The sequence below is a fragment of the Sphingomonas naasensis genome, from assembly GCF_004792695.1.
Lineage (GTDB): Bacteria > Pseudomonadota > Alphaproteobacteria > Sphingomonadales > Sphingomonadaceae > Sphingomonas > Sphingomonas naasensis.
This window is the reverse complement of the sequence record NZ_SRXU01000001.1, coordinates 565,991-580,147: the sequence shown is the minus strand read 5'-3', so window position 1 is coordinate 580,147 and position 14,157 is coordinate 565,991. Positions and strand designations below refer to the sequence as shown.

Genomic DNA, 14,157 nt, shown 5'->3' with positions numbered 1-14,157 from the left:
CGCGGGCGAGTCCCACGGACGGCGTCAAACTGCCCGCACCGGGCGGTTTATGGATTGCCGGACGGGAACCCGCGTGTAGGATGGCGGGTAGTGGCTACGCGTCCGGCGCGTAAAGGATGGATTGAATGACCAAGCTCAGCGGCGGCGACTCCAAGAGCACGCTCTACTGCTCGTTCTGCGGCAAATCGCAGCACGAGGTGCGCAAGCTCATCGCCGGACCGACCGTGTTCATCTGCGACGAGTGCGTCGAGCTCTGCAACGATATCATCCGCGAAGAGACCAAGTCGGCGCTCGTCAGCAAGAAGGACGGTGGCGTCCCGACGCCGCAGGAGATCTGCGACGTCCTCGACGATTATGTGATCGGGCAGAAGCAGGCCAAACGCGTGCTCTCGGTCGCGGTGCACAACCATTACAAGCGGCTCAACCACGGCGCCAAGGGTGCCGATGTCGAGCTCGCCAAGTCGAACATCCTGCTCGTCGGCCCCACCGGCTGCGGCAAGACGCTGCTGGCGCAGACGCTGGCGCGAATCCTCGATGTGCCGTTCACCATGGCCGATGCGACGACGCTCACCGAGGCCGGCTATGTCGGCGAGGACGTCGAGAACATCATTTTGAAGCTGCTCCAGGCCTCCGACTACAACGTCGAGCGGGCGCAGCGCGGGATCGTCTATATCGACGAGATCGACAAGATCAGCCGCAAGGCCGAGAACCCCTCGATCACCCGCGACGTGTCGGGCGAGGGCGTCCAGCAGGCGCTGCTCAAGCTGATGGAAGGCACCACCGCGTCGGTGCCGCCGCAGGGCGGTCGCAAGCATCCGCAGCAGGAATTCCTCCAGGTCGACACGACCAACATCCTGTTCATCTGCGGCGGCGCCTTCTCGGGCCTCGAGAAGATCATCGGCGATCGCCTGCAGGGCAAGTCGATCGGCTTCGGCGCCTATGTCGCGGCGCCCGAAGAGCGGCGCACCGGCGAGGTGCTGCGCCAGACCGAGCCGGAGGATCTGCTCAAGTTCGGCCTGATCCCCGAGTTCGTCGGCCGTCTGCCGGTGATCGCGACGCTGGAAGACCTCGACATCGAGGCGCTGGTCAAAATCCTCACCGAGCCGAAGAACGCGCTGGTCAAACAGTATCAGAAGCTGTTCGACATGGAGGGCGTCAAGCTCAGCTTCAACGACGATGCGCTCACCGCGGTCGCCAAGAAGGCGATCGACCGCAAGACCGGCGCGCGCGGGCTGCGCTCGATCCTCGAGGCGATCCTGCTCGACACGATGTTCGATCTGCCCAGCATGGACGGCGTCGACGAAGTGATGATCGACAAGGACGTGGTCGAGGGCCGCAAGGACCCGGTCCGCATCTATGCCAAGAAGGAAAAGGCGGGCAGCGCCGCCTGATCCTCTCAACTTCTGTTGCCAAAACACTGCACGAGCGGCCGGAAAGATCCCTTTCCGGCCGTTTTCGCATGGCGTGCGATTGACCCGACTCGGCCCTGAGGCGCACTATCGCCCAAGGAGACGAGATGGAGAGGTGACGTATGTCCGATATTGCCATCCTCGATGACGAAGATCCTCGCGAGTATCATTCGCCGTTCGATCTGGCCCTCAACCCTGCCGCGCTCGAGATGTTCAAATGGCTCGTACTTGGCCATGTCTTGTACGTCATCGGTCTGGCGGTGGTGATTTACTTCCACGTCGCCAATGGCGCGGTGTGGATCACGCCGCTGTTCGGCCTGCCGTTCGTCTGGCAGGAACGCGCGCATCGTCCCGCGGTGAAGGCATTGGTGTTCTTCGGCGGGTTCACGCTGATGCACTATGTCGCGTTGAAGACGGTGAGCGGGATCAGCGGCGACGAAGTCGGCTTCCTCCGCGGGTTCGTCGGCGGGATGATCGGCGCCGGCGGCAGCCTCTTGCTCTGCGCGATCTTCGGCCTGCTCCGCAAAGGCTCGAGCCTGACCTTCGAGGCGTTCGGCACGCTGCTGCTCGGCGCGGTCGGCAGCTTCGTCCTCTATCTCTACCTGACCACCGGGGCGACCGGCAATTCGTTCGTCAGCGACGTGGTGCAGCTGCTCAAGATCTACACGCCGTGGCAGATCGCCTTCGCCTATGTTCTCGCGCGGGTGCTGCGCCCGATCTAGAACAGCCCGGGCACGAAACGTGCGACGCGCGCGGCATAGGCCTCGTAGACCGGGCCGAACTGCGCGCGGAGCAGCTTCTCCTCCTCGGCCACCCGCAGCCAGGTGCCGAGCCAGTAGAGCGGCACGCCGGCGATCAGCCCGCGCCAATGGCCGAACGCCAGCGCCATTGCGAGCATGAACGCGAACAGCGCGGTGTAGATCGGGTGGCGGATCAGCGCGAACGGCCCCGCGGTGATCAGCGCATGGTCTTCCCGGATGCGCGCGACGATGCTCCAGTTGCGTCCCATCGCGCGCGCGGCCGATACGAAAAGCGCGATCGTCACGCCCATCAGCACGAGCACCAGCATCGCCTCGACCACCGCCGGCGTCGAGCGCGGGGCGAGCACCGGCAGGATCGGACCGAACCCCACGCACAGGAATCCGACCATCTGGACGAGTACGCCGAGCATCGAGCGCGGCGAGCGTCGCTCGGCGACCGGATCGGCCTTCCGCCCCCGGCTGCCGGTGAGCAGCAGCGAGAGCAGGAAGATAGCGAATCCCGCCGCCATCGCGCCCAGCGCCAGCGCGCTGGTCGGCTGGGGCGCGACGAGGCTCATTGCCCGCGCGCGCCCTGCTGCGCCTGGAGCGCCTCGACGGCTTCCGAGCGCCGGAGGATGCGCGACGCCGGATCGATCACGACATGCGCGCCCTCGGGCACGGCGATGCTGCCGGTGCCGCCGGTCATCGCCACGGTCTCGACCTTGCCGTCGATCTGCACCTCCACGGGGAGCGGGAAGGGCTTGTCGCCGGGGGTTTTCCAGCGCAGCGTCAGCCGCCCGCCCGCGCGTGACTGGAGCAGCTCGGGCAGCGCCGCCTCGCGCAGATAGACGTCGAAGAACCACGTCATGTCCTTGCCGGTCACTTCGTTGACGATCGCGACATATTCGGGGGTGGTGGCGAAGCGCGGCTCGAAATTGCCGGGCTTCGGATCGGGACGGCCATAGACCAGCCGGCGGGTGACTTCCCAAAACGCCCTGTCGCCGATCGTGTTGCGCAGCGTGTGGAGCACCCACGCGCCCTTGACGTAGATGTCGCCCGCGGGGCCGCCCTTCTCCTCCTCATAGACCTCTTCCTCGGTCATGATCCGGCCGGAGACGATCGGCGCCTTGTTCTCGATCTGGTTGCGGAACGCCTCCATCATCACTGCATAGCGCGCCTCGCCCTCGCGCCAGCGGCCATAGAGCGGTTGCATGTACTGGCCATAGCCTTCGTGGAGCCAGTAATCGTCCCAATTGGCCGCCGACATCTGGTTGCCGAACCATTCGTGCGCCAGCTCGTGCTGAAACAGCCAGTCGAAGCCGGTCGCGTCCTTGCGGTAATTGTTGCCGTACGCGTTGATCGTCTGGTGCTCCATGCCGAGATGCGGCGTCTCGACCACGCCGAGCTTCTCGTCCCCCCACGGATAGGGGCCGACATTGGCCTCGAAGAAATCGAGCGTCGGCGCGAATTCGGCGAACAGGCCCAGCGCCCCCGCCTCGCGGCCCGGCAAATGCCAGTAATGCAGCGGAACGGTGTTTCCGAAGCGGCTCTTGTAGCTGCCCTTGATCTCGGCATAGGGCGCGATGTTGAGCACCACCGAATAGGGATTGGGGCTGCGCGCGTGCCAATGCCAGGTCGTGCGGCCGTCGGCGAGCGTGTCGACCTTCTGGAGCACGCCGTTCGACGGTGCCGAGAGCCCCCTGGGCACGGTGATGTGGAGATCGACGCTGGCGGGCTCGCCGGCGGGGAAGTCGAGGCACGGCCAGAACAGGTCGCAGCCATAGCCCTCCGCGGTGGTGGCGATCCACGGCTTGCCCTCGGGAGTCTTCGCCCAGACGATGCCGTCGTCCCAAGGCGCGCGCACCGCGACGTGCGGCGTGCCGCCATAGCTGATCTTCACCACCGCGCGGGTGCCGGCATCGAGCGTCTTCGGCAGGCCGATCACCAGCCGGCCCTGCGGGTTGGACCAGCTCGAACGGGGCAGGGGAGCGCCGTCGACGCTGATCGCGCTCACCGGCAGATTCTTGTCGAGATCGATGAACAGCCGCCGCTGGGGCGATTTGCTGGTCAGCGTCAGCGTCGCCACCCCCGCAAGCTTCTGCGTGTCGGGGAACACCTCGATCGCCAGATCGACATGCTCGAGGCGAAGCGCGGCGCGCTCGGGGTCGATCGGCCCGCCCGAGGCCTGGGTGATCTCGGTGATCGGCGGCTCGCCGGGTTTGACCTGCGCGAGGGCCGGGGAGGCGGTGAGCGCGAGCGCGGAAGCGGCGAGCAGGAAACGGGTCGTGATAAGGGCCTCCATCAGGCGAGTTCGACGGTGAAATCGGTGAGGTCGAGTTCGAAATAGGGCTTATTGTCGTGCAGGATGGTGATGGTCTGCGGCCAGCGCACGCCTTTGTCCCGGAATTCGCCTTCCAGCAGGATCTGTTGGGCAATCGTCGCGTCGCTGTCGGGACTGGTCACGGCATAGTCGGCGGCGACCAGATAGTCGCCCTCCATCCGGAAGCGCACGGGCGGGAGCCCTGCCTTCCGCGCCACGAGGCGATCGCCCTCGACCCGGGTCGGCGCCTGCGCGAGAAGCATATAGCCGTACAAGCCATGTTGCTGGCGCTCATGCGCGACTTGCCGTGCCGGCAGCGGCGTTCGCGTGCCGCCGCGCTCGACGAATCCGCCCTCGGGCTCGATCAGCAGCGTGCGCGCCGTTTCGGGCCGACCGCTGATCCAGCTTCGCGAGCGGGCGCGGAGAAAAGGCTCGACGCGGGTTTCGACTTCGAGCTCGAGCGTCGTCGTCGGCGTGGGGACCCGCGCGTGACCGGCCCAGGAGAGTGCCTTGACGCGAGCCAGCCTGTCGCGCCCGCCGGCGGCCTTGAGCGCGCGCGCGAGCAGATCTTCCTCTGCCGGCCAGGCCGCCTTCGCCGCGACGGGCAGCAGCAGTCCACAGCCAATCAATCCGCGCCGATTGATGCGGCTGGCGCAGCCACCATATATAGTGGAAAGTAAGGGCCGCTCGGGCCCAGGAGTATCCATGAAGCAGTCCTATCCTGTCCTGCCGCTTCGCGACATCGTCGTCTTTCCGCACATGATCGTGCCGCTCTTCGTCGGGCGCGACAAGTCGGTAGCCGCGCTCGAGGCGGCGATGGCCGACGACAAGGAGATATTCCTCGTCGCGCAGCTCGATCCCGCCGAGGACGATCCCGGCCGCGAGGACCTGTACGATACCGGCGTCTCGGCCGAGGTGCTGCAGCTGCTCAAGCTGCCCGACGGCACCGTGCGCGTGCTGGTCGCCGGCAAGGAGCGCGGCACGCTCGCGACGGTCGACGAATCGGGCGCGTATCTGACCGCGACCGTCGCCCCCGTCGAGGAGGAGGAAGTCGAGGGCACCGAGGTCCAGGCGCTGATGCGCTCGGTGGTCGATCAGTTCGAGAATTATGCCAAGCTCAACCGCAAGCTACCCGCCGAGACCGCGGTGCAGCTCGCCGAGCTCGACGATGCCTCGCGCCTCGCCGACGCGGTCGCCGCCAACATCGCGGTCAAGGTCGCCGACAAGCAGTCGCTGCTCGTCGAGAAGGATCCTCAGAAGCGCCTCGAGATGGTGTTCGCCTTCATGGAGGGCGAGCTCGGCGTGCTGCAGGTCGAGAAGAAGATCCGCAGCCGCGTCAAGCGCCAGATGGAGAAGACGCAGCGCGAATATTATCTCAACGAGCAGCTGAAGGCGATCCAGCGCGAGCTCGGCAACGAGAATGAGGAAGGCGATGGCGACGAGATCGCCGAGCTGACCCAGAAGATCGCGACGCTCAAGCTCTCGAAGGAAGCGCGCACCAAGGCGACCTCCGAGCTCAAGAAGCTCAAGACGATGGCGCCGATGTCGGCCGAGGCCACTGTGGTGCGCAATTATCTCGACGTGCTGCTCGGGCTGCCCTGGGGCAAGAAGTCCAAGCTCAAGAAGGACATCGCCGAGGCGCAGGGCGTGCTCGATCAGGACCATTATGCGCTCGAGAAGGTCAAGGACCGGATCGTCGAATATCTCGCGGTCCAGGCGCGCACCAACAAATTGAAGGGGCCGATCCTGTGCCTCGTCGGGCCTCCCGGCGTTGGCAAGACCTCGCTCGGCAAGAGCATCGCCAAGGCGACCGGGCGCGAGTTCATCCGCCAGTCGCTGGGCGGCGTGCGCGACGAGGCCGAGATCCGCGGCCACCGGCGCACCTATATCGGCTCGCTGCCGGGCAAGATCGTCACCAATCTGCGCAAGGCGGGGACGAGCAATCCGCTGTTCCTGCTCGACGAGATCGACAAGCTCGGCCAGGACTTCCGCGGCGATCCCGCGAGCGCGCTGCTCGAGGTTCTGGATCCGGAGCAGAACAACAAGTTCAACGATCACTATCTGGAGATCGACATCGATCTCTCGGACGTGATGTTCGTGTGCACGGCGAACTCGCTCAACCTGCCCCAGCCGCTGCTCGACCGCATGGAGATCATCCGGCTCGAAGGCTATACCGAGGACGAGAAGGTCGAGATCGCCGAGCGCCACCTGATCGACAAGCAGATCGAGGCGCATGGGCTCAAGGAAGGCGAGTTCACCCTCACCGCCGAGGGGCTGCGCGCGCTGATCCAGAAATACACCCGCGAGGCCGGCGTCCGCACGCTCGAGCGCGAGATCGCCAAGCTCGCCCGCAAGGCGCTGCGCAAGATCCTCGAGGGCAAGGAAACCAGCGTCACGATCACGCCGGACAACCTCCACGAATATGCCGGGGTCCAGAAATACCGCCACGGTCTCGGCGAGGAGGAGAACCAGATTGGCGCGGTCACCGGGCTCGCCTGGACGGAGGTCGGCGGCGAGCTGCTCACGATCGAAAGCGTCACCGTGCCGGGCAAGGGCGCGATCAAGACCACCGGCAAGCTGGGCGACGTGATGAAGGAATCGGTCGAGGCCGCGTTCAGCTTCGTCAAGGCGCGCAGCCCCAGCTACGGCATCAAGCCGAGCCTGTTCGCGCGCAAGGACATCCACGTCCACTTGCCCGAGGGCGCGGTTCCCAAGGATGGCCCTTCGGCCGGCATCGGGCTGGTCACCTCGATCGTCTCGACGCTCACCGGAGTCGCGGTGCGCAAGGACATCGCGATGACCGGCGAGGTCACGCTGCGCGGCCGCGTGCTGCCGATCGGCGGGCTGAAGGAGAAGCTGCTCGCGGCGCTGCGCGGCGGCATCAAGACCGTGCTGATCCCGCAGGAGAATGAGAAGGATCTCGCCGAGATCCCGACCAATATCCGCGAGGGGCTCGAGATCATCCCCGTCAGCCATGTCGACGAAGTGCTGCGGCGCGCGCTCACCGAGCCGCTCACCGCGATCGACTGGACCGATGCCGACGAACTCGCCGCGCAGCCGCCGGCGCACGTCCCCGGCATAGGAGATGCCGTTCATCATTGAACGCGCGTCGCTTTTTGGCACGCGCCCGTCGCTGGGGGTTTGACAGCGGCGGCGGTCGCGTGCTGACTGGCTCACTCGGCCCGCCGCCGCGACTCACTTTATCGACGCACTGACGCACTCAAGAGGGGGAATCCACCAGCATGAACAAGCAAGAGCTGATCGGGACGGTCGCCGACACCTCCGGCCTCGGCAAGGGCGACGCCACCAAGGCCGTTGAGGCGGTATTCGACGCGATCTCGGCCGCGCTCAAAAAGGGCGACGAGGTTCGCCTCGTCGGCTTCGGCACCTTCTCGGTGAGCAAGCGCAAGGCCTCGACCGGCCGCAACCCGCGCACCGGCGAGGAAATGACGATCAAGGCGTCGAACCAGCCCAAGTTCAAGGCCGGCAAGGGCCTCAAGGATTCGGTCAACTGATCCACCGGGAAAGCCGGGCTGCAAGGGGCTGGACAGCGCACCCCGCACCGCCTAAAGGCCCGCTTCCCGTTTCGGCCTCCGGGCCAATGGGCGCGTAGCTCAGTGGTAGAGCACTGTGTTCACACCGCAGGGGTCGCAAGTTCAATCCTTGCCGCGCCCACCATGTAGAGAAGCCCGCCGGTCCCGCGATCGGCGGGCTTTTTCGTTTCCGGGAGGTCCCGATGCGTCTGCTGCTCTGGCTGGTCGTGCTGTTGACGACGCCGCTCGCGGCGGCGGCGCAGTCGCTGCTGCTCGTGCCCGATCGGGTGTTCACCGCCACCGACGCCGCGTCGCGCCCCGGCTGGAAGGTGCTCGTCGCGGGCGATCGGATCGTCGCGGTGGGCCCCGATATCGTCGCGCCGGCGGGGGCGCGCACGCTCGTCCTGCCGGGGATGACGCTGCTGCCCGGGCTGATCGACCTCCATGTCCATCTCTTCCTGCACCCCTATGACGAAGCCAGCTGGAACGATCAGCTGATCAAGGAGCCGCTCGCGCTGCGCACCGCGCGCGCGGTCGCGCATGCCCGTGCGACGCTGATGGCGGGGTTCACCACGGTGCGCGATCTCGGCACCGAAGGGGCAGGGGACGCCGATGCCGGGCTCGAGGCCGCGATCGCGCAGCATATCGTCCCCGGCCCGCGGCTGCTGATCGCCAATCGCGCGCTGGTCGCCACTGGCGCCTATGGCCCCAAGGGCTATGCCTTCGACGTTCCACAGGGCGCCGAGGAAGTCAGCGGCGTCGACGATGTCGTCGCCGCGGTGCGCCGTCAGATCGCGCACGGCGCCGACTGGGTGAAATTCTACGCCGATTATCGCTGGGGGCCGGGCGAGCCGAGCCGCGCGACGTTCAGCCTCGAGGAATTGAAGGCAGGGATCGCCGCGGCGCACGATGCCGGGCGCAAGGTCGCGGTCCATGCGAGCACGCCCGAAGGGATGCGCCGCGCCACGCTCGCCGGCGCCGACACGATCGAGCACGGCAATGACGGCACGCCCGAGATCTTCCGGTTGATGCGGGCGCATGGCGTCGCTTTCTGTCCGACGCTCGCCGCCAGCGATGCGATCGCGCGCTATGCCGGCTGGAACGGCGCCGCGCCCGAGCCCGAGGCGATTCGCGCGAAGCGGCGCAGCTATGCCGCGGCGCGCGAATCGGGCGTCGCGCTGTGCGTCGGCGGCGACACCGGCGTGTTCGCGCATGGCGACAATGCCCGCGAGATCGCGCTGATGGCGGTGTGGGGCATGGCGTCCGGCGAGGCGCTGCGCGCGGCGACCGCGGGCAACGCCGCGATCCTCGGCCTCGCCGATCGCATCGGCACGATCGCGCCGGGACGCCTCGCCGATCTCGTCGCAGTGGCGGGCGATCCCGTCGCGGATCCGATGGCGCTCGGCAAGGTCCGGCTCGTAGTGCAAAACGGCGCGATCGTCCGCGCACCCTGACGTCCTGCCGGTTGTTGCGCGGCTGCAACATGTCACCGGACTGTCATTTCAGTGTCTCGCAAGAGTCTCCGGATTCTCGCCGAGACGTCACGCAAGCCTCCTAGCGCAGCGTTCGAGATCGGCAGGGGGAACCGAGTCGATCCCGTCCATTCGCCCATCCCGCGCAACCCGGCATCCCGCCGGAACGGAGACTTTATGGCCAGCTTCAAACGCCTCAGCCTCATCCTTATGACGACGGCCGCCTCTGCGGCGCTCTCCGCCTGCAACGGTGCGGACAATGTCGCCTCGCCGGGAGCGGGCAGCGTCGTGATCGTGACCCCGACCCCCTCGCCGAGCCCGAGCCCCACGCCGACGCCGACCGCGCCGATCACGGCTGCGCAGTTCGCGGCGGTCACCACCCAGGCCGGCCTCAGCATCACCGCCGACGAGCAGCTCGCCGTCGTCAACGCCGGCACCAACAACAATGTCAGCGGCACCAACGTGCTCAACGGCATCTATCCGCTGACCGCCAGCTCGGCGACGACGGCCGCCGATCCCTCGGCGCTCAATGCGTTCTTCACCAGCACCAACTATGTCGGCGCGCTCAACGGCCCGACCGACACCTCGTTCCAGGAATGGACCTGCAACTCGAGCACGGCGCAGTTCGGCGGCGCCAGCCTCGCCTGCACCGCGGTTCCCGCGGTCGGCACCGGCGGTTCGGCCGCTGCCTGCCCCACCGGCACGATCGATGACGGCCTCGTCCAGACCTTCCGCGCCTGCCGCATCCCGGCCGCCGTCACCACCGATCTCACGCTGCCCAAGATCGCCGGCGTCTTCTATCGCCTGCGCGGCCAGACCGAGATCGGCACCGACCTCGGCGCCACCGGCGGCGCCGGCGTGACCCTCACGATCGCCGCGGGCGTCGTGATCGCCGCCGACTCGACCGAGCCGACCAACGATCTGCTGCTCGTCAACCGCGGCAGCAAGATCCAGGCGGTGGGCACGCGCAGCGCGCCGATCATCTTCACGTCGCAGCAGAACCTCGCCAACAACGGCGTCAGCGATTCGACACAGGGTCAGTGGGGCGGCATCATCCTGCTCGGCCGCTCGACCACCGCGGTCTGCGCCGCCGGCACCGGCGGTTCGTCGGGCACGCCCTGCCAGCAGGCGATCGAAGGCGTCACCGGCCGCTTCTACGGCGGCACCAACGAGGCCGACAGCAGCGGCCAGATGTCGTACGTCCAGATCCGCTACAGCGGCATCGCCATCTCGGACGGCAACGAGCTGCAGGGCCTGACCCTCGGCGCGACCGGCTCGGGCACCGTGCTCGATCACATCCAGAGCCACAACTCGGCCGACGACGGCATCGAGATCTTCGGCGGCACCACCAACATCAAGTACATCGCGGTGACCGGCGCCGATGACGACGGCTTCGACGTCGACAATGGCTGGCGCGGCTTCATCCAGTTCATGATCGCGGCCCAGAAGGTCTCGGGCGCCACCGCCGACTCGTTCTCGACCGAGATCGACTCGAACGGTGCCGAAGATCTGATCCCGCGCACCTGGGGTCGTTACGCCAACTTCACCTTCATCGAGACGGCCAATGCGCCGGCGGCGATCCGCCTGCGCGGCGGCGCGGACTTCACCTTCGTCAACGGCATCGTGAAGACCCCGGCCAACGTCGCCTGCGTCAACATGATCGCCGGCGAGACCAGCGCGGCGGACCGCTCGACGATCCGTCCGGCCAACGCTGCGCTGCAGGATCAGGGCCCGCCGGTGTTCAACTCGGTCTACTTCAGCTGCCAGGGCCGCTGAGGCTCGCCGGGACCTCAACCAGGTCGGGGCGGTGGTGATCCGCCGCCCCGGCATTGCTCGTACTAACTGACTGGATGACACGGCCATGCAGCGACGCCTAGCCTATGCCACGCTCCTTCTCCTGACGTCTCAACTCGTCTCTCCGGCCGCGCTCGCGCAGACCGCCGGCGGCACGACCGAGCCGGCGCCCGCCGCGACTCCGCAGTCCGGTGATCCCGCCCAGGACCAGGCCGCCCCGCCGGAGCAGGATGTCGAGGTTTCGGCGCCCGGCGTCGATACCGGCGACATTCAGGACATCGTCGTCACCGGCCGTCACATCCCCAACACGGTCCGCGCCACCCCGCAGATCGTCTCGGTGCTGTCGACTGAGGACATCGCCCGCACCGGCGAAGGCGACATCGCCGGCGCGCTCACCCGCGTCACCGGCCTCAGCGTCGTCGGCGGCGGCTTCGTCTATGTCCGCGGCCTCGGCGATCGCTATTCGCTGGCGATGCTCAACGGCTCGCCCTTGCCCAGCCCCGAGCCGCTGCGCCGCTCGGTGCCGCTCGACATCTTCCCGACCACGATCGTCGGCTCGGCGCTCGTCCAGAAGACCTATTCGGTCAACTATCCCGGCGAATTCGGCGGCGGCGTGGTCAACCTCACCACCAAGGCGATCCCCGACAAGGATTTCGTCACGATCGGCGGCTCGATCTCGGCCGACGATGTCACCACCAGCGAGCTCGGCTACACCTATTACGGCAGCAGCACCGACTGGCTCGGCTTCGACAAGAACACGCGCAATGTTCCGGCTTTCATCCGCAACGCGCCGGACGGCTCGGGCCTGATCCCCGCCTCGCAGGTGCTTCAGCTCTCGAACGCGTCGACGACGCTGATGCAGGCCAACCACCAGCTGCCCGCCAACTGGTCCGCCGAGCTCAGCACCGGCGTCAATTTCGACATCGGCAGCGATCAGCTCGGCCTGATCACCTCGGTCGGCTACAGCAACACGTGGCGCACCCGCTCGATCACCCAGCAGGACAGCGTCACCGAGACCGGCGCGATCCGCAACGATTTCCGCACCTTGCTCACCGACAACCGGATCGTCGGCAACGCGCTGATCGGGCTCGGCTATTCGTTCGGCGACAACAAGATCCGCTGGACCAACGTCTATATCCGCGACGTGCTCAAGCAGGCGCGCGGCTCGGCCGCCGAGGTGTACAACAACGCCAGCGGCCTGCGCTTCCAGCAGAACACCAACTGGTTCGAACGCCAGCTGTTCGAAAGCCAGGCGGTGGGCGAGTTCCGCTTCGGCGACCTGCATCTCGACGTGCGCGGCGCCTATGCCAATTCGAAACGCGACGCGCCGTACGAGCGCCAGTTCGACTATCTCTGCACGACCTCGACCGCGCAGGGCGCCCCGATCGTCAATGACGGCCTCAACGGTGCGGGCGGCTTCCAGTGCGCCGGCGCCTATCAGGTCACCCAGCGCTTCTCGCCCTTCGCCTCGATCATCTTCTCGGATCTCAACGAGGATCTGTGGAGCGGGCAGGCCGATCTCTCGTACAAGCTGCCGAACATCGCGACGCTGTCGGCCGGCTATTATTATTCGGACACGAAGCGCTTCTCGCGGCGCCTGCAGTTCAACTACCAGACCAGCGCCGGCGGCGGCACCTCGATCGGCTATCCGTACAGCCTGTACCGGCCCGACTTCCTGCTGAGCCCCGATGTGGTCAACAACGCCTGCCCGCAACAGGGGCAGGGCGCGTGCACGGTCGAGCTGCAGTTCAACACGCCGCTCGGTGCCTATGCCTATGATGCGGGCCTCCGCATCCATGGCGGCTATGTCCAGGCCGAAGTCGAGCCGGTCACCAGCGTGCGCGCCGTCGGCGGCGTCCGCTATGAAAAGGCCGATCAGTTCGTGACGCCGATCGGCACCACCACGACGGGTCTGAACAACGACTATTGGTTGCCCGCGGCGACGCTCACCTGGAATTTCGCCGAGGACATGCAGCTGCGCGGCAGCTTCGCCAAGACGATCTCGCGGCCGCAGTTCCGCGAGCTCGCCCCGCAGCAGTTCCGCGATCCGGACTCGGATCGCCTGTTCTTCGGCAACCCGCTGCTCCAGGATTCGCAGCTCGACAATTTCGAGGCGCGCTACGAGTGGTTCTTCGCGCGCGACCAGCGCTTCACGCTCGCCGGCTTCTACAAGAAGATCAAGAATCCGATCGAGCAGGTCGGCTTCTACACCGGCGCCGACGATCGCCTGCAGACCGGCTTCACCAATCTGCCCAAGGCGAAGCTCTACGGCGCCGAGGTCGAGGTGCAGAAATACTTCCCGCTCGATTGGGTGGGGGGCGATTTCTTCGCGACGCGCCGTGCGGTGGTGATCGCGAACTACACCTACACGCATTCGTCGATCACCGCCGACGACAGCTGCGTGCCGAACGTGCTCAACCAAACGATCGGCGGCTGCTCGGCGGGCTTCGGTCCGGCGAGCCTGCAGTTCCGCGACGGCGCGCCGCTCACCGGCCAGTCGGATCACCTCGTCAATGTCCAGCTGGGCCTCGAGGACACCGCGCGGCTCTCGCAGCTGACCTTCCTGTTCAACTATGCGAGCGACCGCGTGACCAATCGCGGGCCTTCGAACCTGTCGGGTCAGGGCTTCCAGCCCGACATCATCGAGCATCCGGGCATCCGCTTCGATATCGTCGCGCGGCAGGGCTTCGAGGTCGGCGGCGGCAAGTTCGAGCTCAAGCTCGAGGGGCGCAACCTGCTCGGCACGCGCTTCGAGGAGAGCCAGACCTTCTCGAACGACAGCGTGGTGTACATCAACCGCTACAATGTCGGCCGGGTGTTCACGCTGGGTCTCAGCGCGACCTTCTGATCGGTTAAAAGGGGGATGGGGCTTCGGCGGACGGACGTCCG

The 14,157-nt window shown here is 66.8% G+C and carries 10 protein-coding genes and 1 tRNA gene; 8 read left to right on the top strand and 3 right to left on the bottom strand.

Annotated features, from left to right (window positions below; all coding sequences use genetic code 11):
* Positions 1-125: 125 nt before the first annotated feature.
* Both clpX and E5A74_RS02750 read left to right on the top strand, forming a co-directional pair.
* Positions 126-1,391 carry an ATP-dependent Clp protease ATP-binding subunit ClpX gene (gene clpX / locus E5A74_RS02755; protein ID WP_135982588.1) on the top strand — a complete coding sequence of 422 codons (1,266 nt, stop codon included), beginning with the start codon at positions 126-128 and terminating at the stop codon, positions 1,389-1,391.
* Positions 1,392-1,531: 140 nt separating this feature from the next.
* Positions 1,532-2,131, top strand: a complete 600-nt coding sequence (locus E5A74_RS02750) for a hypothetical protein (protein ID WP_135982585.1) — start codon at positions 1,532-1,534, stop codon at positions 2,129-2,131.
* Here the strand turns inward: E5A74_RS02750 and E5A74_RS02745 are convergent.
* Genes E5A74_RS02745 through E5A74_RS02735 form a run of 3 tightly spaced genes read right to left on the bottom strand, consistent with a single transcriptional unit; the run spans position 2,128 to position 5,176 of the window.
* Positions 2,128-2,727 carry a methyltransferase family protein gene (locus E5A74_RS02745; protein WP_135982583.1) on the bottom strand — a complete coding sequence of 200 codons (600 nt, stop codon included), beginning with the start codon at positions 2,725-2,727 and terminating at the stop codon, positions 2,128-2,130. The genes E5A74_RS02750 and E5A74_RS02745 overlap by 4 nt on opposite strands.
* Complete coding sequence (locus E5A74_RS02740) at positions 2,724-4,451, bottom strand: M1 family metallopeptidase (protein ID WP_135982581.1); 1,728 nt, start codon at positions 4,449-4,451, stop codon at positions 2,724-2,726. Before E5A74_RS02740 ends, E5A74_RS02745 begins: the two co-directional genes overlap by 4 nt.
* Entirely contained in the window at positions 4,451-5,176 is a 726-nt protein-coding gene (locus tag E5A74_RS02735) for a hypothetical protein (protein ID WP_135982579.1), read from the bottom strand. Before E5A74_RS02735 ends, E5A74_RS02740 begins: the two co-directional genes overlap by 1 nt.
* On the opposite strand from E5A74_RS02735, the gene lon reads away from it, so the two are divergent.
* The 6 genes from lon (at position 5,175) to E5A74_RS02705 (ending at position 14,116) form a co-directional block, all read left to right on the top strand.
* Positions 5,175-7,571, top strand: a complete 2,397-nt coding sequence (gene lon / locus E5A74_RS02730) for an endopeptidase La (protein ID WP_135982577.1) — start codon at positions 5,175-5,177, stop codon at positions 7,569-7,571. The genes E5A74_RS02735 and lon overlap by 2 nt on opposite strands.
* A 140-nt stretch (positions 7,572-7,711) precedes the next feature.
* Positions 7,712-7,984: an HU family DNA-binding protein gene (locus E5A74_RS02725; RefSeq protein WP_029935284.1), complete on the top strand. Its 273-nt coding sequence runs from the start codon at positions 7,712-7,714 to the stop codon at positions 7,982-7,984.
* 88 nt (positions 7,985-8,072) lie between these two features.
* Positions 8,073-8,147, top strand: a tRNA-Val gene (locus tag E5A74_RS02720).
* Positions 8,148-8,205: 58 nt separating this feature from the next.
* Positions 8,206-9,456 carry a metal-dependent hydrolase family protein gene (locus tag E5A74_RS02715; protein ID WP_135982575.1) on the top strand — a complete coding sequence of 417 codons (1,251 nt, stop codon included), beginning with the start codon at positions 8,206-8,208 and terminating at the stop codon, positions 9,454-9,456.
* Between the two features lie 195 nt (positions 9,457-9,651).
* Complete coding sequence (locus E5A74_RS02710) at positions 9,652-11,250, top strand: hypothetical protein (RefSeq protein ID WP_135982573.1); 1,599 nt, start codon at positions 9,652-9,654, stop codon at positions 11,248-11,250.
* Positions 11,251-11,335: 85 nt separating this feature from the next.
* A complete protein-coding gene (locus E5A74_RS02705) occupies positions 11,336-14,116 on the top strand; it encodes a TonB-dependent receptor domain-containing protein (RefSeq protein WP_135982571.1) in 2,781 nt (926 codons plus the stop codon).
* Positions 14,117-14,157: the final 41 nt, after the last annotated feature.

Coding starts and splice junctions, on each gene's coding strand:
- E5A74_RS02745 (WP_135982583.1), bottom strand. CDS start 2,727: ATGAGCCTCGTCGCGCCCCAGCCGACCAGCGCGCTGGCGCTGGGCGCG.
- lon (WP_135982577.1), top strand. CDS start 5,175: ATGAAGCAGTCCTATCCTGTCCTGCCGCTTCGCGACATCGTCGTCTTT.
- E5A74_RS02715 (WP_135982575.1), top strand. CDS start 8,206: ATGCGTCTGCTGCTCTGGCTGGTCGTGCTGTTGACGACGCCGCTCGCG.
- E5A74_RS02740 (WP_135982581.1), bottom strand. CDS start 4,451: ATGGAGGCCCTTATCACGACCCGTTTCCTGCTCGCCGCTTCCGCGCTC.
- E5A74_RS02725 (WP_029935284.1), top strand. CDS start 7,712: ATGAACAAGCAAGAGCTGATCGGGACGGTCGCCGACACCTCCGGCCTC.
- clpX (WP_135982588.1), top strand. CDS start 126: ATGACCAAGCTCAGCGGCGGCGACTCCAAGAGCACGCTCTACTGCTCG.
- E5A74_RS02705 (WP_135982571.1), top strand. CDS start 11,336: ATGCAGCGACGCCTAGCCTATGCCACGCTCCTTCTCCTGACGTCTCAA.
- E5A74_RS02735 (WP_135982579.1), bottom strand. CDS start 5,176: ATGGATACTCCTGGGCCCGAGCGGCCCTTACTTTCCACTATATATGGT.
- E5A74_RS02710 (WP_135982573.1), top strand. CDS start 9,652: ATGGCCAGCTTCAAACGCCTCAGCCTCATCCTTATGACGACGGCCGCC.
- E5A74_RS02750 (WP_135982585.1), top strand. CDS start 1,532: ATGTCCGATATTGCCATCCTCGATGACGAAGATCCTCGCGAGTATCAT.